At 68.5% G+C, this 24,989-nt stretch carries 19 protein-coding genes, 1 tRNA gene and 1 pseudogene; 11 read left to right on the top strand and 10 right to left on the bottom strand.

Annotated features, from left to right (window positions below):
* The first annotated feature begins 7 nt into the window (after positions 1 to 7).
* The 9 genes from ACP7AI_RS15885 (at position 8) to ACP7AI_RS15925 (ending at position 9,447) form a co-directional block, all read left to right on the top strand.
* Entirely contained in the window at positions 8 to 1,534 is a 1,527-nt protein-coding gene (locus ACP7AI_RS15885; RefSeq protein WP_426170161.1) for an FAD-dependent oxidoreductase, read from the top strand.
* Positions 1,531 to 2,709, top strand: a complete 1,179-nt coding sequence (locus ACP7AI_RS15890; protein WP_426169420.1) for an NAD(P)/FAD-dependent oxidoreductase — start codon at positions 1,531 to 1,533, stop codon at positions 2,707 to 2,709. The genes ACP7AI_RS15885 and ACP7AI_RS15890 overlap by 4 nt, the downstream gene beginning before the upstream one ends.
* Positions 2,710 to 2,906: 197 nt before the next feature.
* Positions 2,907 to 4,220 (top strand): ABC transporter substrate-binding protein, encoded by a 1,314-nt coding sequence (locus tag ACP7AI_RS15895; protein WP_426169422.1) that lies wholly within the window; start codon positions 2,907 to 2,909, stop codon positions 4,218 to 4,220.
* Entirely contained in the window at positions 4,217 to 5,104 is an 888-nt protein-coding gene (locus tag ACP7AI_RS15900; RefSeq protein WP_426169425.1) for a carbohydrate ABC transporter permease, read from the top strand. The genes ACP7AI_RS15895 and ACP7AI_RS15900 overlap by 4 nt, the downstream gene beginning before the upstream one ends.
* On the top strand, positions 5,101 to 5,931 hold the full coding sequence (locus ACP7AI_RS15905; RefSeq protein WP_426169428.1) for a carbohydrate ABC transporter permease: 831 nt from the start codon (positions 5,101 to 5,103) through the stop codon (positions 5,929 to 5,931). The genes ACP7AI_RS15900 and ACP7AI_RS15905 overlap by 4 nt, the downstream gene beginning before the upstream one ends.
* Positions 5,931 to 7,016 carry an ABC transporter ATP-binding protein gene (locus ACP7AI_RS15910; RefSeq protein WP_426169431.1) on the top strand — a complete coding sequence of 362 codons (1,086 nt, stop codon included), beginning with the start codon at positions 5,931 to 5,933 and terminating at the stop codon, positions 7,014 to 7,016. Before ACP7AI_RS15905 ends, ACP7AI_RS15910 begins: the two co-directional genes overlap by 1 nt.
* On the top strand, positions 7,013 to 7,966 hold the full coding sequence (locus ACP7AI_RS15915; protein ID WP_426169433.1) for a dihydrodipicolinate synthase family protein: 954 nt from the start codon (positions 7,013 to 7,015) through the stop codon (positions 7,964 to 7,966). The genes ACP7AI_RS15910 and ACP7AI_RS15915 overlap by 4 nt, the downstream gene beginning before the upstream one ends.
* 3 nt (positions 7,967 to 7,969) lie before the next feature.
* The gene (locus tag ACP7AI_RS15920; protein WP_426169435.1) at positions 7,970 to 8,752 is read left to right on the top strand and encodes an SDR family oxidoreductase; all 783 of its coding nucleotides are present in this window, start codon (positions 7,970 to 7,972) and stop codon (positions 8,750 to 8,752) included.
* Positions 8,752 to 9,447: an SDR family NAD(P)-dependent oxidoreductase gene (locus ACP7AI_RS15925; protein ID WP_426169437.1), complete on the top strand. Its 696-nt coding sequence runs from the start codon at positions 8,752 to 8,754 to the stop codon at positions 9,445 to 9,447. The genes ACP7AI_RS15920 and ACP7AI_RS15925 overlap by 1 nt, the downstream gene beginning before the upstream one ends.
* Positions 9,448 to 9,508: 61 nt before the next feature.
* Here ACP7AI_RS15925 and ACP7AI_RS15930 read toward each other — a convergent pair whose 3' ends face one another.
* From ACP7AI_RS15930 to ACP7AI_RS15975, 10 genes and pseudogenes are all read right to left on the bottom strand, one after another.
* Positions 9,509 to 10,207, bottom strand: a complete 699-nt coding sequence (locus tag ACP7AI_RS15930) for a LysR substrate-binding domain-containing protein (RefSeq protein WP_426170163.1) — start codon at positions 10,205 to 10,207, stop codon at positions 9,509 to 9,511.
* A gap of 68 nt (positions 10,208 to 10,275) precedes the next feature.
* Positions 10,276 to 10,357: transfer RNA gene (locus ACP7AI_RS15935), tRNA-OTHER, on the bottom strand.
* A pseudogene (locus ACP7AI_RS15940) lies at positions 10,313 to 10,441 on the bottom strand (helix-turn-helix domain-containing protein); the annotation flags it as partial. The gene ACP7AI_RS15935 and the pseudogene ACP7AI_RS15940, both read right to left, overlap by 45 nt.
* Positions 10,442 to 10,520: 79 nt before the next feature.
* The gene (locus tag ACP7AI_RS15945) at positions 10,521 to 11,882 is read right to left on the bottom strand and encodes a M24 family metallopeptidase (protein WP_426169439.1); all 1,362 of its coding nucleotides are present in this window, start codon (positions 11,880 to 11,882) and stop codon (positions 10,521 to 10,523) included.
* A complete protein-coding gene (locus ACP7AI_RS15950) occupies positions 11,879 to 13,138 on the bottom strand; it encodes a M24 family metallopeptidase (RefSeq protein ID WP_426169441.1) in 1,260 nt (419 codons plus the stop codon). Before ACP7AI_RS15950 ends, ACP7AI_RS15945 begins: the two co-directional genes overlap by 4 nt.
* 19 nt (positions 13,139 to 13,157) lie before the next feature.
* Positions 13,158 to 14,582, bottom strand: a complete 1,425-nt coding sequence (locus ACP7AI_RS15955; RefSeq protein WP_426169444.1) for a M20/M25/M40 family metallo-hydrolase — start codon at positions 14,580 to 14,582, stop codon at positions 13,158 to 13,160.
* A 16-nt stretch (positions 14,583 to 14,598) separates the two neighbouring features.
* The gene (locus tag ACP7AI_RS15960) at positions 14,599 to 17,688 is read right to left on the bottom strand and encodes a TonB-dependent receptor domain-containing protein (protein WP_426169447.1); all 3,090 of its coding nucleotides are present in this window, start codon (positions 17,686 to 17,688) and stop codon (positions 14,599 to 14,601) included.
* A 55-nt stretch (positions 17,689 to 17,743) separates the two neighbouring features.
* Positions 17,744 to 19,468: a hypothetical protein gene (locus ACP7AI_RS15965; RefSeq protein ID WP_426169449.1), complete on the bottom strand. Its 1,725-nt coding sequence runs from the start codon at positions 19,466 to 19,468 to the stop codon at positions 17,744 to 17,746.
* 2 nt (positions 19,469 to 19,470) lie between these two features.
* The gene (locus tag ACP7AI_RS15970; RefSeq protein WP_426169452.1) at positions 19,471 to 20,859 is read right to left on the bottom strand and encodes a M24 family metallopeptidase; all 1,389 of its coding nucleotides are present in this window, start codon (positions 20,857 to 20,859) and stop codon (positions 19,471 to 19,473) included.
* 215 nt (positions 20,860 to 21,074) lie between these two features.
* Positions 21,075 to 22,466 carry an aminotransferase gene (locus ACP7AI_RS15975; protein WP_426169455.1) on the bottom strand — a complete coding sequence of 464 codons (1,392 nt, stop codon included), beginning with the start codon at positions 22,464 to 22,466 and terminating at the stop codon, positions 21,075 to 21,077.
* Positions 22,467 to 22,587: 121 nt separating this feature from the next.
* Between ACP7AI_RS15975 and ACP7AI_RS15980 the strand changes: the two genes are divergently transcribed.
* Positions 22,588 to 24,057, top strand: a complete 1,470-nt coding sequence (locus ACP7AI_RS15980; RefSeq protein ID WP_426169458.1) for an NAD-dependent succinate-semialdehyde dehydrogenase — start codon at positions 22,588 to 22,590, stop codon at positions 24,055 to 24,057.
* 29 nt (positions 24,058 to 24,086) lie between these two features.
* Positions 24,087 to 24,863: an IclR family transcriptional regulator domain-containing protein gene (locus ACP7AI_RS15985; protein WP_426169460.1), complete on the top strand. Its 777-nt coding sequence runs from the start codon at positions 24,087 to 24,089 to the stop codon at positions 24,861 to 24,863.
* Positions 24,864 to 24,989: the final 126 nt, after the last annotated feature.

Raw genomic sequence — 24,989 nt, forward strand, 5'->3', positions numbered from 1 at the left:
TCTGTCCATCGACTGGGACGGACGGGCCCTGCCGGCACGCCGGGGCGAAAGCCTGCTGGCCACGCTGACCGCGGCGGGCGTCGCCACCCTGCGGCACGATGCCGGCGGGGCTCCGCACGGCGCCTGGTGCGGCATGGGCGCCTGCCAGTCGTGCCTCGTCACCGTCGACGGCGTGCCGAACCGGCGCGCCTGCATGGTCAAGGTGGTCGACGGCATGACGGCAGCACCCGCCGGTGAGCGTGCCGATCTTCACGTGACGACTGCCGGCACGCCGCGCCGCGCCGCGGACCTGGCGGAACGGCGCCCCGACGTGCTGGTTATCGGTGCCGGGCCGGCGGGGCTGTCGGCGGCGCTGGTCGCCGCGCAAGCCGGTGCCGACGTGCTGCTGGCCGACGAGCGCGGCAGCGCCGGCGGCCAATATTATAAGCAGCCGGCGGTCGCGGCGGCCGGGATGGATGCGCAGGCCGCGGCCGGCGCCGCCCTGATCGCCAGGGTGCGGGCGGCCGGCGTGGACATGCTGTCCGACACGACGGTCTGGGGCGCCTTTGCCGGCGGGACATTCGCCGCCAGCCGGGGCGGCGACGCATTCCGGATCGTGCCGCGCGCGGTCGTGATCGCCACCGGCGCGCAGGAAATCGCCTGGCCGGTGCCGGGCTGGACCCTGCCCGGCGTCATGACTACCGGGGCCATCCAGGGCCTGTTGCGCACCGCCGGCCGCGTCCCGCCGGGTCGCATCGTCATCGCCGGCAACGGCCCGCTGAACCTGCAGCTCGCCGCCGAGCTGCTGGCGGCGGGCGCCGATATCGTGGCGCTCGTCGAGGCCGCGCCGTCCCCTGGCCTGGCGCTGGCGCCGGCGGTGCTGCGGATGGCGACGACCGCGCCGGCGCTGGTCCGCCAGGGCATCGGCTATCGCCTGCGGCTGCGTCGCGCCGGCGTGCGCATCCTGTGGGGCGCCCAGGTGACGGCGATCGCGCCGGGCCTGGCGATCGGGACCGACAGCGGCGACCGGCTTTCGGCCGACCTCATCTGCCTCGGCTATGGCCTGGTGCCCGAAAACGCCCTCGGACGCGCCGTGGACACGTCGCCCGGGGTCTTTTCCGCCGGCGATTGCACGACGATCGGCGGCGCGCATGTCGCCGCCGCCGCGGGTGCGCTCGCCGGGGCGGCGGCGGCGCGGCATCTCGGCCTCGACGCCGATCCCGGCGATGCCGCGGCGCGGTTGCGGCGTGCCACGCGATTTCAGGCGGCGCTTTGGCAACTCCATGCCCCCGCCCGGCCGCTGGTCGGCCATGTCACGCCGGCGACGATCATCTGCCGCTGCGAAGGCGTCACCGCAGCCGACATCACGGCAGCAGAGGCCGCCGGCGCACACAGCCATGCCGCCATCAAGCAGGCCACGCGCCTCGGCATGGGTCGCTGCCAGGGTCGCGGCTGCGCCCCGCTGCTGACGCGGCTGGCGCCGGAAAAGGCCGCCGCCGGCTTTGCGCCGCGCGCGCCGGTGCGCCCGGTGACGATCGCGGAACTGGCCGGATGACCGGCACCCCGGTGCGGCGCGCGGACGCCGTGGTGATCGGCGGCGGCGTGGTCGGCACCTGCATCGCCGGCTTCCTGGCGGAGGCCGGCATGGCGGTGACAGTGCTCGACGCCGGCCATGCCGCGGGCTCCACAAGCAATGCCGGCAGCCTCCACGTCCAGATGCAGAGCCGCTTCATGCGCCTCTACCCCGACCGGGTGGCGGGGCTGGAGGCCCAGTTGCCGCTCTATCCGCTCGCCGTGCGCTTCTGGGCCGATTTCGGCGCCCGGCTCGGCCTCGATTTCGAACTGAAGCTGACCGGCGGGCTGATGGTGGCCGAAACTCCCGATCAACTCGCCTTTCTCGAAACCAAGGCGGCGCGCGAGCGCGAACTCGGCCTCGACGTCGAAATCCTCGGGTCCGACGCCGTCCGGCAGCTGGCCCCCTATCTCGGGCCGGCGATCGTCGGCGCCGAGCTGTGCCGCAACGAGGGCAAGCTCAACCCGCTCGCCGCCAACGCCGGGCTGGCCGGCTGGACGCGCCGGCTGGGGGTGGCGTGGCAGCGCGGCGTCATGGTCACCGGCATCGCGCCGGACGGCGACGGCTATGTCGTCGACAGTTCTGCCGGGCCGCTGTCATGCCGCCATGTCGTGATCGCCGCAGGCTGGGACAGCGGCCGGCTGGCGGCCCCCTTCGGCCTCGCCATTCCCAGCGTCGCCGAACCGCTCAACATCGCGATCACCGAGCCGGCGCAGCCGCTGATCGGCCATCTGGTGCAGCACGCCGACCGCATGATCACGCTGAAGCAGCTTGCCGCCGGGCAGGTCGTCATCGGCGGCGGCTGGCCGGCGCGCCCGGGCGACGGCAGTGCCGTGCCCGGCCTCGAACTCGACAGCCTCGTCGCCAGTGCCAGCCTCGCCCAGCACGTCGTGCCGGCGCTGGGGCAGCTGCGGATCATCCGCTGCTGGGCCGGCAACAACACGGTCGTCGACGGGCGGGGCGTGCTGGGCGGCGTCGCCGGCTGGCCGGGCCTGGCGGTGGCGATCCCGGGCGACGCGGGCTATACATTGGGCCCTCTCGCCGCGCGCATGGTGGCCGACGACATTCTCGGCCGCGCGTCGATCGCCGACATTACAGGCTTCCGTCCGGAGCGCTTCAACGTTGCGTTGGTCGCACAAGCGGTGCAGCAACGCTGACGATACGCTATAACTCGCTGATAAAGTGGTTCTTTGTCGGCGTTAGCGATCGCGGGGGCATCGCGGCTTCCTGTCCGCAACGTGCCGGCCCGCCCTTGCACGCCTTGCGGTTCCGACGGCATGATGAACGGCAACCAGGGGTGGACACCAACGACGCGATGACGGGCATGCCAGACACCGGCGAGAACGGAGCGCCGATGCTGAATCGGCGGCATCTGCTTGGCGCCGCGCTGGCCCTGCCCGTGTCGGCGTGCGGGGGCAGCGATACGCGCAAGCTGCTGCGCTGGTGGTCGCCCCAGGCGGCGCCGGCGCAGGCCCGCGCCTATCGCGCCCAGATCGCCACCTTCGAGGCCGCCAACCCCGCCTATCGCGTGGTGTTCGAGCCGACCTCGGACGAAGGCTATCCGGCGCAGTTCGCCGCGGCCTTTGCCGCCGGGCAGGTGCCCAACATCGTCACCCATCTGCCGTCGTTCGCGGCGCAAAGCTATTATGCGCAGGGCTTGCTGGAGCCGATGGATGCGGTTGCCGCCGACATCGGCACGGCGCGCTTCCTGCCCGGTGCCAACGCACCCTATCGCGCCGCCGACGGCCGGCTCAGCGCCGTCGGCATCGGCGGCACCGCCGTCGACATGCTCTGGCTGCGCCGCGACCTGATGGCGACCGCCGGCATCGATGCCCCGCCCCGCGACTGGGACGCGCTGCGCGACGCCTGCCGCCGGATGCAGACGCAGCGGATCTATGGCGCACCCCTGCCCTATGGCAGCAACAGCATGACGTCGCTGGTCTTCATCTCCTTCATCCACCGCGCCGGCGGCCAGGTCTTCACGCCCGACCTGCAGCTGGCGCTCGACAGTGCGCCGACCTATGCCGCGCTGGAATTCTACCGCTCCATGCGCGAATATTGCCCGCCCAGCGCCAGCAGCTATGGCTGGTCCGACAGCCTCAACGCCTTTGTCTCGGGCGCGACCGCCACCGGCATCTATGGCGGCCGTGTCCTGATCAGCGCGGCGCGGCAGAACCCCAGGATGGCGCGCAGCCTCGTTTGCGTGCCCTATCCCAGCCAGACGGCCGCGACGCCGTCGTGGACCTTCAACGATTTCCCCTGCCTGTTCATTCCCAAGGGCGCGACCGAGATGGCCGCCACCAAGGCGCTGGCGGCATCGCTGTACGAACCCGCCGGCTATATCCGGCAGATGCTGGCGGCCCCCGGCCATGTGCTGCCCGTGATCGACGGCATCACCGACAGCCCCGCCTATCGCGGCAACCCGATCACCTCGCTGTTCGCCTCCCAGATCGCGACGATGACCAGGGCCGCTTCCGCCGGCCACAACCTCGGTTTCGAAAGCCCGGCGCACAAGCCCAACATCAAGGCCGGGGAGATCATCGCCAGCCATGCCATCGCGGAGATGGTGCAGCGCGTCGTGATCAACGGTGAACCGGCCCGGGCGGCGGTCGCCCGCGCCACCGGGCGCATCGCCGCCATCATGCGCGGCACGGGCACGGCGCGGTGACGACAGCGGCGCAGCATCGCGGCGAACGCTGGCTCGGCCCGCTGCTGATCGCGCCGGTCGTGCTCGTGCTCGGTACCGTCATCGCCTATCCACTGGTTGCTGCCTTCGGCCTGTCCGTCTTTGCCGTCGATACGCCGACGCTGCGGTCGCAGTTCGTCGGGCTGGCCAATTATGCCGAGCTGCTGGGGCCCGACGGGCGCTTCTGGCCGGCGCTCGGTGTGACGCTCGTCTGGACGGCGGCCACGCTGGCGCTGCAGATCGTGCTTGGCGTGGCGATGGCGCTGCTGCTCGATCGCGACCTGTGGCTGCGCAGCCTGGCACGCAGCCTGGTGCTGTTTCCCTACTTCGTCTCGACGGTGGTCGCCGTCCTCGTCTGGCGCTGGCTGTTCAACGACATGTTCGGGCTGGCCAACCAGATCCTGATGAAACTGGGCGTGATCGCGGCGCCGCTCGACTGGCTCGGCACCATGCCGAGCGCATTGCTCAGCGTCATCGTCGTCGGCGCCTGGAAGTTCTTTCCCTTCGTCGTCATCGCCGTGCTGGCGCGGCTGCAGACGATCCCCGAGGCGCTGTACGATGCGGCACGGCTCGACGGCGCCGGCGCCTGGGGCCGGTTCCGCGACGTGACGCTGCCCCAGATCGGCGAGGTGCTCGGCATCGTCGTGCTGCTGCGGGCGATCTGGGACTTCAAGGAATTCGATCTCGTCTACCTGCTCACCGGCGGTGGCCCGGTCGATGCGACGCGAACGCTGCCGCTGATCGTCTATCAGGAAGCCTTTGGCCTCAACCGCATGGGCATGGCCGCCGCCTATGCCGTCGCCATGATGATCACCATGCTGGGCTTTTTCCTCGTCTACCGTCTCGCCGTGCGGGGCCGGGCATGACCGCGCGCCTGTCCCGCACCGGCTGGAGCCTGCTGGCCTGGAGCCTCATCCTGCTGGTCACCGGCCCGCTGATCTGGATGGTCGCGACCTCGCTGAAGGCAGAGGACGAGGTGTTCTCGCTCGAACCGACACTGCTGCCGGTGGAACCGACGCTGGAGCATTACAAGGTGCTGCTCACCGAGACAGCGTTTCCGGGCTATTTCGCCAATTCGGTGGTGATCGCCACGGCGACCACCGCCGTCGTTGTCGTGCTCGCCGTGCTCGGCGCCTTCAGCCTGGCGCGTTTCCGCTATCGCGGGCGGGAGGCGATCGCCTCGGCGGTGCTGCTCTGCTACATGCTGCCGTCGGTGGTGCTGATCATCCCGCTATATCTGCTGATGGTGAAGCTGGGCCTCGCCAACACCATCGCCAGCCTGGTCATCGCCTATACCAGCTTTGCCCTGCCCTATGCGCTGTGGCTGCTGCGCACCTTCATGGCGGCGGTGCCGGTGGAAATCGAACAGGCGGCGCTCATCGACGGCGCCTCGCGCATGGGCGCGTTCTTCGACGTGCTGCTGCCGCAGGTGCTGCCGGGCATCATCTCGACGGCGCTGTTCACCTTCATCCTCGCCTGGAACGAATTCCTGTTCGCCCTCGTCCTCGTCAACGCCGACGATGTGCGGCCGCTGACGACCGGCGTGATGACGATGCTGGTCAGCGGCTTCAACATCGAATGGTCGCTGCTGATGGCGGCGTCGGTGATGATGAGCGTGCCGCTGATCATCATCCTCGCCTTCATGCAGGGCCATCTGGTCAGGGGCTTCGGCGCCGGGGCGGTCAAGGGCTGATGGCCGGCATCGAACTGCGCGCGCTGCACAAGCGCTTCGGCACCACCGATGTCGTGCGCGGCATCGACCTCGCCGTGCCGTCGGGGGCGTTCCTGACCCTGCTCGGGCCGTCGGGCTGCGGCAAGTCGACCCTGCTGCGCATGCTCGCCGGGCTGGAGGCGCCGAGCGCCGGGCAGATCCTGTTCGACGACGCCGTCGTCAACGATATTCCGCCGGGCCGGCGCGACATCGCCATGGTCTTCCAGTCCTATGCGCTCTACCCGCACATGACGGTGGCGCAGAACATCGCCTACCCCTTGCGCAAGCGCGGCGTGCCGCGCGCCGAACGCGATGCCGCCGTCGCCCGGGCCGCCGCGGTGCTGCAATTGACGGCGCTGCTCGACCGCCGCCCCCGCGAGCTGTCGGGTGGACAGCAGCAGCGCGTCGCGCTGGGCCGCGCGCTGGTCCGCGAGCCGCGCATCTTCCTGCTCGACGAACCGCTGTCGAACCTCGACGCCACGCTGCGCAGCCATATGCGCCGGGAACTGGTGGCGCTGCACCGCCGGATCGGGCGGACGATGGTCTATGTCACCCATGACCAGCTGGAGGCGATGACCATGTCGACGCATGTCGCCGTCATCGACGGCGGCCGGCTGCAGCAGTTCGGCACGCCCGCCGACGTCTACCGCCGCCCGGCCAACCGCATGGTCGCGGCCTTCATCGGCACGCCGGGCATGGCCTTTGCCGACGGCATGGTCGCCGGCGGGCGCCTGCTGCTGGCGGGACAGCCGCTGGCCGGCATCGATGCCCCCGACGGGCCCGTCACCGTCGGCATGCGCGCTGAAGATGTGCTGATCGGCGATACCGGCATCGCCGCGTGCGTCAGGGATATCGAGGCGGTCGGCCATGAAACCCTGCTCAGCCTGTCGGGCGAGTTCGGCACCGTGACGGCGCGGGCACCGGCGGACTGCCGCCTGGTGCCCGGAGACACCATCCGCTGGCAGGTCCGGCACGCACAACTGCATCTGTTCAACCCGGAAACCGGGGACCGGCGCGACGTCGTCCTGTCCCCGATCACGTCCAGCAACGAGACAACGGCACCATGATGGATCGAAACGACGTCGACTGGCACGGCCCGATGCCGGCCGTGACCACCCCCTTCAAGCCCGACGGCAGCGTCGACGACGACGCCCTGGCCGCCAATATCGACCGGCTGATGACGGAGGGGGCGACCGGCGTGCTGGTAGGCGGCTGCACCGGGGAATTCTGGGCGCTGACCCATGCCGAGCGCATCGCCCTGGCGCCGGTGGCACGCGAGGCGCTGGCCGGTCGCGGCACGCTGATCGTCGCGACCGGCGCGGCGACGGCCGCCGAGACGATCGTGCTGTCACAAGCAGCCGAAGCCAATGGCGCCGATGCCGCGCTGGTGCTGCCGAGCTATTTCATCGCGCTGTCGCCGGACGAGATCGTGGCGCATTTCGCCGCTGTCGGCGCCGCCTGCGGCCTGCCGCTGATGCTCTACAATATCCCCGGCAACGCCGGCAACGCGCTGAAGCCCGACATCCTCGACCGCCTCGCCGACCTGCCGACGGTGGTCGCGCTGAAGGAAAGCAGCGGCGACTGGAACAACTTCCATGCCAGCCTGCTCCGGGTCGGCGACCGCCTGCGGGTGTTCTGCGGGCCATCCTCGCTGTTCGGCGTGCCGGCGGTGCTGGCCGGTGCCGACGGCACCATCGACTGTTTCCCCAACATGTGGCGACCGGGTGGGCTGGACCTCTACCATGCCGCCCGGCGCGGCGACATCGCCGCCGCCAATGCGCTGCAGGCGACCGGGCAGCACCTGACGCAGCTGTTCACCAGCGACGGCATGTCGCTCTATCCGGCGACCAAGGCGGCGATGGACCTGCTCGGCCTCCCCGGCGGCGGCCGGCCGCGCGCGCCGCTGCAGGCGCTCGACACGACCCAGATCGCCATCCTCGAACGCGGCCTGGCGGCGCTGGGCTTCGGCGGCGCGACCCGGGCGCCGGTCGCCGCGACATCAGCCACGGGAGCCTGAACCATGGATTTGCGCATCAAGGGCCGCATGGCGCTCGTCTGCGGCGCCAGCAAGGGCCTCGGCCATGCCGCGGCGGAGGCGCTGGCGCGCGAGGGGGTCAACCTGACGCTGGTGGCGCGCGGCGCGGCGCTGCTGGAGGATGTCGCCGCCCAGTTGCGCGCCGAACACGGTGTCAGCGTCGAAACGGTCGCCGCCGACCTCGGCACCGCGGCCGGTCGCCAGGCGGTCCTCGCCATCTGTCCCGATCCCGACATCCTGGTCGCCAATCCGGGCATCCGGCAGACGCCGGAAAACTTCCGCACCCTCGATCGCGCCGGCTGGGACGGCTGGATGGAGGCGCATTTCTTCGGCACGCTCGAGCTGATCAATGCCGTGGTGCCGGGCATGTGCGAGCGCCGCTTCGGCCGCATCGTCAACATCTCGGTCAGCTTCATCAAGTTTCCGCAGGTCAATTTCGGTCCCAGCCATGCCGCCCGGCTGGCGCTGGCCGGCGCCATCGCGGCGATGGTCCGCGAGCTCGTCATGCACAATGTCGTCATCAATTCGGTGCTGCCGGGGTTCTTCGACACCGATGCGCTGCAGACCAACCTTCGCGGCCACGCCGCGCGGGGCAACACGACCTATGAAGCGATCGTCGAAAACCGGCTGCAATCGACCCCGGCGGGACGCTTTGCCGATCCGGCCGAATGCGGCGACCTTATCGCCTATCTGTGCAGCGCCCAGAACGGCTACATGACCGGCCAGAACATCGTCAACGACGGCGGCGTCTACCAGGGCCTGTTCTGATGCTGGCCACCGCCGGCCGCGTGGTGATGATCTCCGGCACCGGCCGCGGCATCGGCCGCGCCATCGCCGCGCGCCTGCACGCCGAGGGCTATATGCTGTCGCTCGGCAACCGCCGGCCCGGGCCGGACCTGCCCGATGCGCTGCACTGCCGCTTCGACGCCGAGGTGCCGGACACCGCGGCGGCCTGGGTGGCGGCGACCCTCGCCCGCTTCGGCCGCATCGATGCGCTGGTCAACAACGCCGGGATGCTGAAGCCCTCGACGCTGGCCAGCGGCAGCGAGGAAGAGCTCGATCGCCACTGGGCCGTCAACGTCAAGGCGCCGCTGCGCCTGATCCGCCTCGCCATGCCGCATCTGGAGGCCGGCGGGCACGGCCGCATCGTCACCATTGCGTCGACCGACGGCAAGCGCGTGCGCCAGGGCAGCGCGCTGGCCTATGCGATGACCAAGCACGCCGTCGTCGCGCTGACCCATGCGGCGCGGCTGGAAGGCTGGGCGAGGGGTGTCCGCGCCACCGCCCTGTGCCCCGGCGCCGTCGACACGGCGCTGATCGCCGACCTGCCCGGCGTCACCCCCAAGGCGGAGCGCATGCAGCCGGAAACGGTCGCCGAGGCGGTGGCTTTCCTGCTGTCGCTGCCCAACACCGCGTCGGTCGCCGAACTGGTGATGAACACGCGGCTGGAGCCCAGTATCTAGGGTCTGTCGGGGAAAGTCGGTGCCGGCCCGCTCCCCCGCCCGCACTTCGATCAACCAGACCCTAGGCGGCCTTCACCGCCGCCGGCACATCGACTTCGAACAGTCCGCGGAAGCCCGACTGCAGCGTCGCCAGCATGCGCGCCGGCACCGCCTCCAGCTGGCGGCCGATGCGGTGGACGAGCGCGATCCGCTCCTCTTCCTCCTCGACATCGAACAGCGGCAGCGCCACCAGAGCACCGGCCCGCAAGTCGTCGATGATCGCGATGTGCGGCAACACGGTGATCGCCTCCCCGCGCATCGCGATCGAGCGCAGCGTGTAGATCGAATCGGTGGTCAGCGACGGCTGCAGCCGCAGATGCTGGCGGTTCTCGGCGGCCGTCAGGATCTGCCGGATCCGGAACCCCTGCGACGGCAGGCACAGCGAATGGCCGGCAAGTTCGGCCAGCGTCAGCCCGGCCTTGCGCGCGGCGGGATGGCCGGGGGCGCACACGGCGCGCAGCGGCTGCGCCATCGACACCCGGGTGCGCAGCCGCGGTTCGCCCGCCATGGTGAAGATGACCGCCATGTGCGCTTCGTCGTTGACGACGAGGCGGGCGGCCTCCGGCGTGGTGGCGGTGCGGATGTTCACCGACACGCCGGGGTGGCGGCGCTGGAAATCGGCGATCAGCTGCATGAAGGCGCGGCACAGGAAGCCCTCCCCGACCGCGACCTCGACATGGCCGAGCCTGGCCTCGCGCAGCCGCCGGATCTGTTCGAACAATTGTTCGCGGCCGGCGATCTGCGCCTTGTAATGTTCATAAGTCAGCCGGCCGGCCTCGGTCAGCCGGATGGTGCGGCGGCCACGCTCGAACAGCGGGATGCCGAGGTCCTTTTCCAGCGTGGCGATCTGCCGGCTGATCGACGACACCGCCAGACCCATGCGATCGCTGGCCAGCCGCATCGATCCCAGTGTCGCGGTTTCATAGAAATACTGCAGGGCCGCGTCGGTAATCATGCCAACCTTTACTCTGTCGGACGCACGTGCCCGATAATCATGCACCGGGCACCTGTCTTTTACAATTGACCGCGAAGCGTCAGGGCGCCGCCGCGTCGATCAGGTGAAAACGGGTCTGCCGCCCATCGATATAGGTGACGCGCCGGCCGTCGAAAAAGGCGTCTTCCTCGCTCTTGAAATCGACCATCTGGCCGTCCCATTCGGGCACCGGCCGTGTCGCCTTCAGCTCGATCGACCAGGCGATGTCGGGCCGCAGCCGGTATTCGCCGTGCGGCACGAACTCCTGGTTCTCCGACTGGCCGATGGCGCTGCCCGCGGCATGGCCGTGATAGCCGATCGGGTGCGAATAGATGGTCGGCTGCAGCCCCTGCGCGATCGCTCGCGCCCGGGCCCGGGCGAGCACGGCATTTCCCGTCAGCCCGACCTTCATCTCGCTGGTCACGGCGTCCTGAACCGCATTGTTGGCGCGCAGCCCGGCCCTGAGGCCGGCGGGTGCATCGGTTTCGCCGGGGCGCAGCACATAGGCGACATGCTGGGTATCGGTGTTGAGCCCCAGGTAGCTGATGCCGAAATCGACCCGCAGCATGTCGCCCGACCGGATCGGCTCCGCCGTTTCGCGGATCACGCCGGGCACGCCGCGACGCGTGATCTCCACCGATGGGTGAAACCAGCTGCCGAGACCGAGATCGCTGACCCGCTGCCGGTACCACCAGACCAGGTCCTGGTTGGTGGTGACCCCGCGCTTGATGACGGCGCTGCTGAAGCCTTCGCCGATGATGGCATGGGCGACACGCACGATCTCGCCATAGCGCGCCATCTCGGCGGGCGTCCGCGTTTCCAGCCAGCCGATCGCCAGCGGAAAGGCCGGCACGATCGCCGCCCGCTGCGCCGGGGTCAGCACGGCGGTCAGGTCCTGGTACTGGCTGTGCGTCAGCCCATCGGCAAAGGCGCTGTCGGACGAGACATTCAGCGCGATGCGGCGCGGCGACCGTTCCGCGATGATCGCCGCGATGCGCCGCCACTGGTCGGGCTCCTTCGCCATGTCCCAGGCCGGCGCGAACAGGTCGCCCATGCCGTGCTTGTTGACGACGAGCCGCTCGACGGGCTTGCCGGCGCCGGGATCGAAAAAGATCAGCACCGTGCGCCGCCGCGCATGCAGCGACGTCGCATTGAGCATCGTCGCCATGACCGGGTCTTCGAGATATTCCCGCGCCACCAGCACCCACATGTCGATGCCGTGTTCGCGCATCAGCTTCGGCACGAGCGTATCGAGGCGTTCCTTCAGCCACTTGTCCTCGAGCGCGGCACGCTCGCGCAGCGGCAGGATGGCGGGCAGCGCCGGCCGCATCGACGCCTCGGCCTGGTCCGCCGGCGGCAACGTTGCTGCGGGCGGCAGCGGCGCCGCAACCACCAGCCACGCCAGCGCCGCAACGCCTCTCATGAAAACGGCTCGTCGAGGCTCTTCGGTGGCTGCGAGAACCAGCGCGGCCCCGCTGCCGTCATGTAGAAACAATCCTCGATGCGCACGCCATAACTGCCCGGCACATACAGCCCGGGCTCGTTGGAAAAGCACATGCCCGGCGCCAGCGGCGTCGCCTCGCCATGGACGAGGTTGACCGGTTCATGCACGTCGAGGCCGATGCCATGGCCGGTACGGTGGGACAGGCCCGGCAGCTTGTAGCCGGGGCCATAGCCCAGCGGCATGTAGGTGGCGCGGACGGCATCGTCGACCTGCCCCGCCGGCACGCCGACCCGGGCCGCGGCCATCGCCGTGTCCTGGCCCAGCCGCACCTGTTCGAACAACTTGCGCTGCCGGGCATCGGGGCTGCCGAACACCAGCGTGCGCGAGATATCGGCGTGATAGCCATCGACGGTGCAGCCGCAATCCATCAGCACGACGGAGCCCTCGCGCACCGTCTGGCGCTGGCGGGAGCCGTGCGGCAAGGCGCTGCCCTCGTTGAGCTGGACACCGCCCGACGGCGTCTGGCCACCCAGCCGCGCCGTCTCGGCCGCCATCAGCGCATAGATCTGGTCCCCGTCCATGCCCAACGCGATTTTCGGCGCCGTCGCCCGATAGGCGGCCACGGTGATGTCCGATGCGCGCTGCATCAGAGCGATCTCGGCCGGCGACTTGATCAGCCGGCAGGCGTTGACCAGCGCCGCGCCCGATTGCACGGCGACGCCGGGCAGTGCCTTGCGCAGCCCGTCGACGATGAAATAGCGCACCGTCTCCTCGACGGCGACCGGGCGCCCGGCGAGCTTGCGATCCTTCAGCCAGCCGGCGACCAGCGCGTGCGGATTCTCGTCTTCCTGCCACACCCGAACGTCGCCGGGCACCGCCAGCATCTCGCGGATCGACGGCTCCTCGAAAAACGGCGTGACGACGCACAGCGGCCCTTCGGCGGGGATCAGCGCCGCGGTCATGCGCTCGCTGCGCCACCAGTTGATGCCGGTGAAATAACGCAGCGACGACCCGGCCTCGACCAGCAGCGCGCCGACGCCGGCAGCGCGCATCAGCCCCTGCACCTTGGCCATGCGGGCGACCCGCTCGGCGGTGCCGATCGGGCTGGCCGCGGCGATCGGCGAGGTTGCCGGAATGGTGCCGATGCCGGCCCTTGCCGCCGTTGCCGCCGTTGCCGCGGCAACCGCACCGGCAGCCCCCATCACCAGCATGTCACGGCGGGCCAGAAGCGTCATCGGCGGATATCCTTTGCGATCACGACCCGAGGTCGCGCAGCAACGTGTCCCAGAACACCAGCTCCTTGTCGAACGACTTGAGCAGCAGCCGTTCGTTGGCGCCATGGGCCCGCGAATCGATCACCCGCACCATGGCCAGGCTGCCGGCGCCATAGGTCGGAATGCCCTGGCTGCGGAATTCCCGCCCGTCGGTGCCGCCCGACGACATCGCCGGTTCGACCGGCGCCCCCGGGTAGTTGGCGTGGACGGCGCGGCGGATGGCGGCGAACAGTTCCGGCCGCACCGGGGACACCGGGCTGGCGGTGCCGGCGGTATCGAGCCCGACCTTGGGCTTGGCGTCGCCGGAAACCCCGTTGTCGACGGCTGCTTGCAGGGTCTTCTGCACCGATTCGATGCTCGTGCCCGGCAGGATGCGGCAGTTGACGGTGACCTCGGCGGTCTGCGGCAGCGCGTTGGGAGCGTTGCCGCCCGCCAGCATCGTCGGCACGCATGTCGTCCACATCAGCGCGCTTTCGGGATTGCGCTCGGCAACGGCACGGGCGGCTTCATCCTGCGGGTCGGCGAGCAGTGTCTTCAGCGCGCTGCCGAACGCGCCGGGGCTGCGCGCCGCCAGGCTTTCGACCATCGGCCGGGTGATCTCGTTGAACGCGGCCGGAAAGCGCAGGGTGCGCACCGCCTGGATCGCATCGGCGGCGTCGAAGATCGCATTGTCGGGGCGCGGCGCGGAGCTGTGGCCGCCCTTGTTGCTGGCGACGATGCGGAAGGTGGCAAAAGTCTTTTCGGCGGACTGGATGGCGAACACCGGGTTGGAACCGTCGGCCTCCATCGACCCGCCGCCGGCATCGGAATTCAGTGCATATTCGGCGGTGGCGACCAGCGGGTGCTTCACCAGCGCCTTGGTCGTCTGCATGCCGGTTTCCTCGTCGCCCGAAAAGACGAGGAGCAGGTCACGGCTCGGCATCCAGTTGGCGCGCTTCAGCCGGATGAAGGTCGTGACCAGCGCCGACACCCCGGCCTTGTTGTCCGAAGCGCCGCGCGCATAGAGGTAACCGTCCTTTTCCACCGGCTTGAACGGGTCGGTGTCCCAGCTGCCCGGCACCGCGCCGACGACATCCATGTGCCCCAGCAGCGCGATCGGCTTGGCCTTGCCGCGGCCGGCCAGGCGGACCACCAGCCCGGCCGTCGCCTCGCCGTCCACCGTGACGGGCACGCGCATGATGTCGGCATCGACGAAGCCCGCCGCCTTCAGCCGCTTTTCGATGGCGGCGATCAGCGTCGGGACCTGGCCGTTGCCCTTGACCGTCGGGATCGCCACCAGCTCGGTGACGACCGCGCGGCCCAGTGCGCGATCGGCATCGGTGACCGGCGCCGCCAGCGCCGAAGTTGCCAGCATCGCCGCGGCGATCGCCGCTGCTCGTGTCGTGCGTCCGGCACCGGTCATCATGGTCTCCAATTATGCTCTAGAAGTCGACCGAGGCGTTGAGGAACAGGTAACGCCCGGTGGCATCGTAGAACTGCGGATAGGTGTTGCCGTTGCCGCCGTCCTCGATCGCGGCGCTGGTCGTCAGCGGCGGCGCCTTGTCGAACAGGTTGTTGACGCCGAGGCGGAAGACGAAGCCGTCACGCACGCGATAGGCCGCCGACAGGTCGAAATAGTTGCGCGAGCCCAGCTCGCGGATGATCTCTGGCGAGCTGCCCGCGAGCACCGGCTGGCTGCTGGTCGACGAGATCGCCACCGCGGAGACATGGCGCCAGACCACCGACAGGTCGAAATTGAAGTTCGACTGCCAGGTCGTCATGAACCGGTGGCGCCATTCCGGCCGCGGACGACCGCAGAGACCGCCGTAAAGGCCCTTGCACTCATAGATGTCGGATTCGGGCGAGTTCGGCAGCGGCGTCGTCTTGAAGCTGTCGAGGTAGGTGCCCTGCAGGTTGAACGCCAGGCTGCCGGCATTCGGACCGAGCAGGTCCTGCAGGCTGGTGCGATAATCGACGTTCAGGTCGATGCCCTTGGTGCGCAGCGAGCCGGTGTTGACGTTGAAGCGCCGGAAGAAGCCAGCCTCGCCCTGGAACAGCGAGCCCGACTGCGGATTGCGCTGGATCAGGCTGCAAAAGAACGGGTCGCCCGAATTGATGCAGTTGGCCAGCGACAGGTTGGGATTCACGCTGCCGACCAGGTCCTTGACGTCGATGTCGAAGTAATCGACCGACACCGTCAGCGCCGGCAGGAACGACGGCCGCAGCACCGCACCGAACGACAGCGTGTCGGCGGTTTCCGGGCCGAGGTCGGGGTTGCCGCCGATCAGCGAGTTGAACTGCCCGGCCGGGTTGTCGACGATGTTGCCGTACTGCGCCGCGGTGACGCCGGTGAAGGCGCACTGGGCGGCGGTGGCGAACGGCACGTCGCCCGAGCAGGGATCGAACGAGCCATTGGCGTTCTCCGTCAGTTCGACCTCGAACAGCGACTGGCCGGAGAACAGCTCGATGACGTTCGGAGCCCGCACGGCGCGCTGGAAGCTGCCGCGCAACCGGATATCGGAGATCGGCGACCAGGTGCCGCCCAGCTTCCAGGCGCTGGTGGTGAAGCCCGTGTCATAGTCGGAATAGCGATAGGCGCCCTCGACGCTGAGCAGTTCCATGAACGGCCGGTTTTCGACGAGCGGCACGTTCAATTCGACAAAGGCTTCCTTGGCGACCGTCTGTCCCGAGATCGGCAGTTCCGGGCTGGCCGAGGCGCGATAGATCTCGTCGGGCACGTAATCGACGGTGTTCTTGCGATATTCGGCACCGAAGGCGATGCCGACGCCCGTCGTGGCGAACGGCGAGACGATGCCGTATTCGCCCAGGTTGCCATCGATCGACAGGACGATGTTGGTCAGGCTGGTATCGCCGGTGATGCTCTTGAACTCGGCGATATAGTCGACCGATTCCGGGCTCGCCGACGCGCCGAAATAATCCAGCGGCGCGCAATTGGCATCGTTGTTGTCGGGGTTGTTGTCGGCGTTGATCTTGCAGACCGCCTGGCCGAACGTCGCCGAGCCGGGCCGGCCGTCGCGGATCGCGTAAAAGGCGTTGGCGGTGCGCGGCCGGTTGGCATCGCCCGAGAAGCGGCTGCGATAGCCGACGTTCGAATATTGCCCGTACAGGTCATAGCGGAACGGGCCGGCGAGTTCACCGCGGATGCCGCCGACAATGCGATAGGTGGTGTGGCGGATATCGTCCTGCCGGTTGCCGCCCTCGACGTTGCGGCGGGCGACGAGCACACCCTGGGCGATGCCCTGCGGCGACACATAGTTGCCGCTGGCGTCATAGTTGCTGCCCAGCGACAGGCCGTTGGACGTGCACAGGAACTGCGCCTGCTGCGCCGACAGGAACGGATTGTCGCAATTGATGCCGCTGATGCCGGTCGAATTGACGGTGATGCCGCCGTTGTTGTTGCCCGGCGCAATCTGGGCGATCGAGCGATCGTCCATGAAATGCCCTTCCATGTACAGGGTCAGCCGGTCGCTGAACTTGTAGTTGGCGGTGGCACCGAGCATGTAGCGCTGGTCGGGGCGCTGGTAATAGTTGAACGGCGCGAAATTGTAGCTGGCGCTGCCCGGCACGAACTGGCCTTCGGAGACGCGGAACGACGTCGGCACGCCGGGCAGGCGGCCGGCATTGGTCAGGTTCGCCGGCGCGTTGTTGGCCGAACCCGAGCAGGTGAAGGCGTTGCCGCCCGGCCCCGTCGCACCGAGCGCGCAGGCCGAATAGTCATAGTCCTTCTGCAGGATCGGATTGACCTTGCGATAGGAGGCATAGGCGGTGACGTTGCCGCGCCCTTCGGCGAAGTTCGTGCCGAGCACGACCGAATAATCCTGGGCAAAGCCGTTCCAGACATTCTTGTCGGCCAGCGGATACTGGCCGGGGAAGCGCGTCTCGAACGAGCTGACCAGGTCGCGCAGGCCCTCGTTGCCGTTGTTGTGCTGGAAGGCGGAGACGTTGGCCGTCAGCCGGACGCCCTCGAAATTCTGCATCAGGCGGAAGTTGACGACACCGGCGATGGCGTCGGACCCATAGGTCGCCGACGCGCCGCCGGTCAGCACATCGACCGATTCGATCAGCGCCGCGGGTACCTGGTTGACGTCGGACGGGATGTTCTTGGGGCTGCCATAGGCGAGCCGCTTGCCGTTGACGAGGACGAGGGTGCGCGACGGCGACAGGCCGCGAAGGTCGACCTGTGCCGTGCCGGTCGCCTCGTTCGAATTGTTGGCGCCCTGGGCGGCGAACACGTTGGGCAGCTGGTTGAGCAGATCCTCGGTACGCACCGTGCCGCGCTGGGCGAATTCGGCGGCGGTCACCTGCAGGATCGGGCTGACGCTCTGCAGATTGGGGGTGCGGATACGGCTGCCGGTGATGACGATCTCGTCACCGTCGGCGGGCGCGGCCGCGGCGCTGGTATCGGCGCCGGCGGCCTGTGGCGCCGGCACGTCCTGCGCCCGGGCGATGCCGTGCACGGTCAGTGCCGCGAGGATGGTCGTCGTCAGTAGTGCCGTCTGGAACCTGGCCATGATGTTTCCCCTCTTGTCTCGAAATGTCTCGGTTGGCTGCCGGAGCTCCGGCGGATCAGTATTTCCAGCTCGTCAGATCGGCCTTCGGCGGCGCGGTCTTGGCGATGCGATCCAGGATCTTGGGAATGTACATGCTGTTGTACCGCAGCCGGGTGATGGCATTCGGCTGGGTCGGGTCGCCGTTCCAGCAATGCTCGGCGCGATCGCCGTACTTGATCTCGCCCTGGTACGGGGGATCCGCCTTCTTCAGGAAATCCTCCATCAGATAGACGGCGTTGTTCAGGTAGAAATTGTCCATGTCGCCGACATAGATGTTGAGCTTGCCCTGCAGGTCGGGGCCGATCTTCTTCCAGTCGCGCTCCAGGATGTGGCGCAGGTCGTAATTGTCGCGCCAATGCGCCGCCACGGCAGGATCGATGACGCCGGTGCGCTTGTCGTAGATGCGCTTGGGGTAACCATCCTCGCCCATCGGCGAATAGACCGCTTCCCAGATATCCCATTGGCCGCCGGACCGTGTCTTGTCGCCCAGCACCAGCTCCAGCCGGTTCTCGTGCTCCGCGAGATAGGGCACATGGCCGAGGTAGTTGCGCTTGCCCGGTTTCGGCACGCGGCCGAACGGCCCTTCGCGCCAATAGGCGTTCTTGTCCTCATAGATGTTGGTGATCATGTTCTGCCGGAAATCGATCGGATCCGGGCAGGCGATGAAGGCGCCGTTATATTCCTTGGGATAGAAGATCTGCACCGCCGCCGCTTCCCAGCCGCCGGTCGAGCCGCCGTAGAGGAACCGGGCCCAGCCCTGTCCGAGCCCGCGGAACTTCTTCTCCAGCGCCGGAATGAATTCGCGGGTGATGGCATCGCCATAGGGGCCGAGATTGGCCGAGTTCACCGCATAGCTGTCGTCGTAATAGGGGTTCGAATGGTCGATCTCGACGATCAGCATCCGCGGGAAATCGGGCGACACCCATTTCTTGTAGAAATCATGGGCTTCCTGCTGCTCGATGCGGTTGTAGCAGGGCTCGCCGAAGCGCGGGTTGGGCACGCATTTCAGGTTCGGATCGGGCGGCGTCGTCCTGAAGCCGCTGAAATCGTCCGGGAAATGCCCGTGGAAGATCGCCAGCGGATATTTGGCCTCGGGGTGCTTGTCGAAATCCTTGGGCACCAGGACATGGCCGGTGATGAACGTGTCGCGCCCCCAGAACTTGCTCAGGCTCGGGCTCTTGAACTTGAAATGCCGGATGAATTCACTGTCGGTGGCCGGCGCGATAGGCGGCAGCACGGTATCGAGCGCGACATCGAGCGTCCCTGCCCGCGCCGGATCGAAGCTCAGCTTCACCGGCTTGCTGACGAGGTTGCCCGGCTCCTTGCGCCAGTTCTGCCCGGCGCCCCGCGCCGCCGGCAGCTTCACGGTCTTGCCGTTCGACAGCTTGTAGGTGTCGTATTTGTGAAGGACGGCCTGGACGAAATATTCGCCCTTGGGCACGCCCGTCAGGCTTTCGGCCGGGAAACCCAGCACCTTTGAATCGATCGTCACCGTCTCGCCGCGCTTCAACCCGTCGACGTTGACGCCGAGCACCTGGGCGGCGTCGAAATCCGCCGCCACCTGGAACCGCGGCTCGGTTTCGCCCTTGGGCGTCAGGATCAGCAGCACCCGGCCGTCGTACTGCGCATCGGGCGCGCTGGCCGGCAGCGTGATGCGGAAATCCTCCGCCGGCGCCGCGGTCGCGAGCAGCGCGGCGGCGAGGCCGAGGCCCGACAGGGCAAGTCGCCTTGCAGTCATCATCGTCATTTCCCCTTTGCCCCGATCAGCCACAGCGCCGTCCGTCGCTTGTCGATGTATTCGACCTTGCGGCCGTCGAAATAAGCGTCCTGCTCGGTCTTGAAGGCGACGCGCTGGCCGCCCCATTCCGGCACCGCATGGGTGGCGCTCAATTCGATCGACCAGGCCGTGTTCGGAAAGACGCGATATTCGCCGCGCGGATCGGGCTTCTGATTGTCCCAGAAGCCGATCGCGGTGCCGGCGCCATGGCCGTGATAGCCGATCGGGTGCGAATAGATGCTGGGCTCCAGCCCTTCCGCGATCGCCCGCGCCCGGGCCCGCGCCAGCACGGCATTGCCGCTGTCACCGGCCCGGAAACTGGCGGTCAGCGCATCCTGCACACGGTTGTTGGCGGCGAGGCCGGCACTGAGCCCCGCCGGCGCCGCGGTCTCCCCGTCGCGCAGCACATAGGCGTTCTGCTGGGTGTCGGTGTTGAGCCTCAGATAGGTAATACCGAAATCGGTCCAGATCAGGTCGCCCTTCTGGATAAGGGCATCGCCGTCGAGCGTGCCCGTGCTGCCCTGGCGGCTGACCGAAACCGACGGCTGGAACCAGGCCGTCATGCCCAGGTCGGCGATCTTCTGCCGGTACCACCAGACGACATCGCGGGTCGTCGTCGTGCCCGGCGTGATGACCTTGTCCGACAGCCCCTCCGCCAGGATCGCATGGGCCAGCCGCATGACGTCGGGATAGATCGCCATCTCGGCCGGCGTGCGCGTTTCCAGCCAGCGGATGGCAAGTTCCTCGTCGCGCACCACGCGGCTGCGCTGTTCGGGTGACAGCGCCGCCATCATCTGCTCATGGGCGCTCAGCGTCATGCCGTCGGCAAAGGCGGTCAGCGGCGACGAATTGATCGCGATACGCCGTGGATTGCGCTCGGCGATGATCTCGGCGAGCCGCGCCCATTGGTCGGGCTGTTTTTCAGGCACCCAGGCCGATGCGAACAGGTCGCCCATGCCATAGCGGCTGACCGTGAAGCGCTCGACCGGCTTGCCGTTGCCCGGATCGAAGAACACCAGGATCGTGCGGCGCCGGGCCAGCAGGCTCTCGGCGTTGAGCATGGTCGCGACGACCGGCTCCTCGAAATTCTCGCGGGCGACGAGCACCCACATGTCGACGCCGCGCTCGCGCATGATCGCCGGCACCACGGTATCGAGCCGATCCTTCAGCAGTCGATTGATGACCGCAGCGCGCTCGCGCATCGGCAGCACCTGCGGATAGGCCGGACGGTCGGTCGCGGCCGCCGCCGCCGCCGGTCCTGCCGCCGATCCTGCCGTCGCCGCCAGCACCAGCATTGCGGCGACGGCATGCAGCAGCCCCGGCACCTGTTTCGTTTCTGCTGCGGCAGGCCTCATCAACATTCCCCGGAGCTGCAAAGCGACTCCGGTGTAACAATTCCGCAGCAAGCGAAGAACACCGCCGCCTGCACTGCATCGTTGCGCTGGTTGCGTTGCAAACGGTAACTGCGCACGCGGCAAGCACGGTCCGGCGCGATTTTCGCAAAAGTCGGGGCCGGCCGCTGGCGGCCGACCCCGGACATCGAATGCTGCGTCTGCGGGTCTTTAGGGGCCTACCGCCCCAGTTCGGCCGCCACCTGGTCGCTGGCATCGCGGAACGCCGCGACGGCGGTGTCGATCTCCGCCTCGGTGATGACGAAGGGCGGCGAAAAGGCCACGGCATCCGCCGACGGCAGCGCGCGGCCGATGACGCCGCGCTCCAGCGCCGCCTTGACGATGCGCGGCGCCACCTTCAGCGCCGGATCGAACGCCACCGGGCCCTGGTCGGTCATCCGGTCGACGAATTCGACCGCACCGATCAGCGCCTGGCCGCGCACGTCGCCGACCAGCGGATGCCCGTCGAAGGCGTCGTGCAGCCGCTGCTGGAGATAGACGCCCATCGTCGCGGCGCGGGCCACGAGCTTCTCGTTCTCCAGGATGTCGAGGTTGGCGAGCGCCACGGCGGCGCCGATCGGGTGGCTGGAATAGGTATAGCCATGGCCGAAGGCGCCGAACTGCTTGCCGCCGGCGACCAAGGTGCCCCAGACCCGGTCGGACACGATGCACGCCGACAGCGGGAAATAGGCCGAGGTCAGCCCCTTGGCGACGGTCATCAGGTCGGGCTCGATGCCGAACGCCTCGCAGCCGAACATCGTGCCGAGCCGGCCGAAACCGCAGATCACCTCGTCGGCGATCAGCAGGATGTCGTGGCGCCGCAGCACTGCCTGGATCGCCGGATAATAGCCCGCCGGCGGAGCATGGACGCCACCCGCACCCATCAACGGCTCGACGATCATCGCGGCGATGGTGTCGGCCCCCTCGGTGGCGATCAGCTGCTCGAGATCGTCGACCAGCCGCTGGGTGAACGCCGCATCGTCGAGGCCATGCCCCTCCCAGATCCGCCGCGGCGCGGTGGTGTGGCGCACCATCGGCAGCGGCAGGTCGAACCCGGCATGCAGGCCGGGCAGGCCGGTCAGCCCCGCCGTCATGATCGTCACGCCATGATAGCCGCGCTGCCGGGCGATGATCTTCTTCTTGGCGGGCCGGCCCAGCGCATTGTTGTAATACCAGGCGATCTTGACCTGGGTGTCGTTGGCGTCCGACCCGCTGTTGCCATAGAAAATCTTGGACATGCCCGGCGGTGCGAGGCCGATCAGCCGCTCCGACAGCAATGCCGGCTTGTCGCTCGCCATCGACGAGAACGCGTGGCAATAGCTCAGCGTCTCGGCCTGGTCGCGCATCGCGGCGCCGATTTCGGGCCGGCCATAGCCGATGTTGACGCACCACAGCCCGGCCATGACATCGACATATTCGCGCCCGGCGCTGTCGGTCAGCCGCGAGCCCCGGCCGTGGGTCACGACGAACGCCGGCCCATTCGCTTCATGGTCGCCGAGCGCGGTGAACGGGTGAAAGACATGCTGCCGGTCGAGCTCGGCGAGCGCAGCGAAACTGTTGCGGATGTTCATGAAACAGGCTCCGATGCCGGCTGCGGAGCGGCGTCCGCCCGCGCGCATTTATGACGCTGGCGAGAGCCAAGGCAAGACATAAGTGTTCGCATGACGTCCATGTGTGCGCTAATGGGATGGCATGAGCATGACCCTGACCGATCCCACGCTGCTGCGCGCCGACCTTCATATCGACGGCCAGTGGCTCGCCCCCGCCGGCCGGCCGCGCTTTGCCGTCACCGATCCCGCCACCGGCGCCGTGGTGGCCGATGTCGTCAAGGGCAACGCCGATGACGCCCGCGCCGCCATCGCCGCAGCCGACGCCGCGCTGCCGGCGTGGCGCGCCCGCCCGGCCAAGGAACGATCGCAGATCCTGCGGCGCTGGCACGACCTCATCATGGCCAATCTCGAGGACCTGGCGCAGCTGCTGACCGCCGAACAGGGCAAGCCGATCGCCGAGGCGCGCGGGGAAATCGCCTATGGCGCCGCCTTTTACGACTGGTTCGCCGACGAGGCGCGCCGCATCTATGGCGACGTCATCCCCAGCTATGCCGCCGACCGGCGCCTGTTCGCCATCCGCCAGCCGATCGGCGTCTGCGCCGCGATCACGCCGTGGAATTTCCCGATGGCGATGATCCCGCGCAAGGCCGCACCGGCGCTCGCCGCCGGCTGCACGATGGTGCTGAAGCCGGCGAGCGCAACGCCATTGTCGGCGCTGGCCCTGGCCGAGCTCGGCGCCCGCGCCGGGCTGCCCGCCGGCGTCTTCAATGTCGTCCCGGGCGGCGCCGCCGAGGTCGGCGACGTGCTCGCGACGCACCCGACGGTGCGCAAGCTGACCTTCACCGGCTCGACCGAGGTCGGCCGCACGCTGATGGCGCGCGCGTCGGCGACGATCAAGAAGGTCAGCCTGGAGCTCGGCGGCAACGCCCCGGTCATCGTCTTCGACGATGCCGACCTCGACGCCGCCATCGCCGGCACCATCGCCACCAAGTTCCGCAACATGGGCCAGACCTGCGTCTGCGCCAATCGCATCTATGTCCAGGCCGGCATCCACGACCGCTTCGTCGCGGCGCTCGCCGCGGCGGTCGCCGCGATGAAAGTCGGCAACGGCGTCGACGACGGCGTCAACCAGGGCCCGTTGATCGACATGGCCGCGGTCGAAAAATGCGAGGCGCATGTGTCCGATGCGCTGGCCAAGGGCGCCCGCATCGTCACCGGCGGTGCCCGCCACGCGCTCGGCGGCAGCTATTTCGCGCCGACCGTGCTCGCCGACGCCACCGAGGACATGCTGATCGCCGCCGAAGAAACCTTCGGGCCGGTGGCGCCTGTCTTCAAGTTCGCCACCGAGGCGGAGGCGGTCGAGCGCGCCAACGCCACCGAATATGGCCTCGCCGCCTATTTCTTCACCACCGATGCCGCCCGCATCTGGCGCGTCGGCGAGGCGCTGGAATATGGCATCATCGGCATCAACACCGGCGCCACCTCCTATGAAGGCGCACCCTTCGGCGGCTGGAAGGAATCGGGCATCGGCCGCGAAGGTGGGCGCACCGGCATCGAGGAATTCCTCGAAACGAAATATCTGTGCATGGCGGGCATTGCTCCGCTAGCGTGAACAGCTTGCAACAGGAAAATGACGCGCCGATGGAGCCGCTTGAAACGCCCGAGATGAACGATCGGGACTATGTGAATTCACTGGCGCGCGGGCTGGAGGTCATCTGCGCCTTTACCCGCACCCGCCCCAAGATGACGCTGAGCGAGATTGCCCGCGCGACCGGCATGACCCGGGCTACCGTGCGGCGTTTCCTGCTGACACTGGTCCGCGAGGGCTATGCCGAAAAGGACGACAAGGTCTTCAGCCTGAAACCCAAGATCCTCGAACTCGGCTATTCGGCGCTGTCGTCGATGGGCATCCTCGACGTGGCGCAGCCGGTGATGAACGAACTGGCGCACGAACTGCAGGAATCGGTCTTTGCCGCGGTGCTGACCGGCGACCATGTCACCTATATCGCCCGCGCAACCTCCGAACGCCTCGTCCATGTGTCGATCACCGTCGGCAGCCGCGCCCCGGCCCATGCCGTCTCCACCGGTCGCATCCTGCTCGCCGCCGAACCGGCCGATGTGCTCGGCCGCTATATCGACCGGGTCAACCTGACCGCCATCACGCCCAACACCGTCACGTCCAAGGTCAAGCTGCGCGCCGAGATCGACCGGGTCCGGCTCGAAAACTACTCGATCGTCGACCAGGAGCTCGAGATCGGCCTCGGCTCGATCTCGGTGCCGATCCGCAACGGCGAGGGCCGCGTGCTGGCGGCTCTCAACGTCTGCTGCCCGTCATCGCGGACCACGGTCGAGGACATGCAGCAGCGCATCCTGCCGCAGCTGATGATCGCCTCCCAGACGATCACGCGCGGGCTGTAGGCCGAGCGAAGTTCGTTTCGATTGCAGCGAGGGCGGTACCGGCCCGCTCCCCCGCCCGGCCACCCACGTCATTGTACGATATGGGTGGCCGGGCGGGGTAGCGGGCCGGTACCGCCTTCACATCAC

This window comes from Sandarakinorhabdus sp. DWP1-3-1 (genome assembly GCF_049896705.1).
In the GTDB taxonomy this organism is placed as follows: domain Bacteria; phylum Pseudomonadota; class Alphaproteobacteria; order Sphingomonadales; family Sphingomonadaceae; genus Sandarakinorhabdus.

What these genes read in the sequence shown, in the direction of transcription:
- ACP7AI_RS15890 (WP_426169420.1), top strand. Translation starts at nt 1,531, where the DNA reads ATGACCGGCACCCCGGTGCGGCGCGCGGACGCCGTGGTGATCGGCGGC.
- ACP7AI_RS15895 (WP_426169422.1), top strand. Translation starts at nt 2,907, where the DNA reads ATGCTGAATCGGCGGCATCTGCTTGGCGCCGCGCTGGCCCTGCCCGTG.
- ACP7AI_RS15905 (WP_426169428.1), top strand. Translation starts at nt 5,101, where the DNA reads ATGACCGCGCGCCTGTCCCGCACCGGCTGGAGCCTGCTGGCCTGGAGC.
- ACP7AI_RS15910 (WP_426169431.1), top strand. Translation starts at nt 5,931, where the DNA reads ATGGCCGGCATCGAACTGCGCGCGCTGCACAAGCGCTTCGGCACCACC.
- ACP7AI_RS15915 (WP_426169433.1), top strand. Translation starts at nt 7,013, where the DNA reads ATGATGGATCGAAACGACGTCGACTGGCACGGCCCGATGCCGGCCGTG.
- ACP7AI_RS15920 (WP_426169435.1), top strand. Translation starts at nt 7,970, where the DNA reads ATGGATTTGCGCATCAAGGGCCGCATGGCGCTCGTCTGCGGCGCCAGC.
- ACP7AI_RS15925 (WP_426169437.1), top strand. Translation starts at nt 8,752, where the DNA reads ATGCTGGCCACCGCCGGCCGCGTGGTGATGATCTCCGGCACCGGCCGC.
- ACP7AI_RS15945 (WP_426169439.1), bottom strand. Translation starts at nt 11,882, where the DNA reads ATGAGAGGCGTTGCGGCGCTGGCGTGGCTGGTGGTTGCGGCGCCGCTG.
- ACP7AI_RS15950 (WP_426169441.1), bottom strand. Translation starts at nt 13,138, where the DNA reads ATGACGCTTCTGGCCCGCCGTGACATGCTGGTGATGGGGGCTGCCGGT.
- ACP7AI_RS15955 (WP_426169444.1), bottom strand. Translation starts at nt 14,582, where the DNA reads ATGATGACCGGTGCCGGACGCACGACACGAGCAGCGGCGATCGCCGCG.
- ACP7AI_RS15960 (WP_426169447.1), bottom strand. Translation starts at nt 17,688, where the DNA reads ATGGCCAGGTTCCAGACGGCACTACTGACGACGACCATCCTCGCGGCA.
- ACP7AI_RS15965 (WP_426169449.1), bottom strand. Translation starts at nt 19,468, where the DNA reads ATGATGACTGCAAGGCGACTTGCCCTGTCGGGCCTCGGCCTCGCCGCC.
- ACP7AI_RS15970 (WP_426169452.1), bottom strand. Translation starts at nt 20,859, where the DNA reads ATGAGGCCTGCCGCAGCAGAAACGAAACAGGTGCCGGGGCTGCTGCAT.
- ACP7AI_RS15975 (WP_426169455.1), bottom strand. Translation starts at nt 22,466, where the DNA reads ATGAACATCCGCAACAGTTTCGCTGCGCTCGCCGAGCTCGACCGGCAG.
- ACP7AI_RS15980 (WP_426169458.1), top strand. Translation starts at nt 22,588, where the DNA reads ATGAGCATGACCCTGACCGATCCCACGCTGCTGCGCGCCGACCTTCAT.
- ACP7AI_RS15985 (WP_426169460.1), top strand. Translation starts at nt 24,087, where the DNA reads ATGGAGCCGCTTGAAACGCCCGAGATGAACGATCGGGACTATGTGAAT.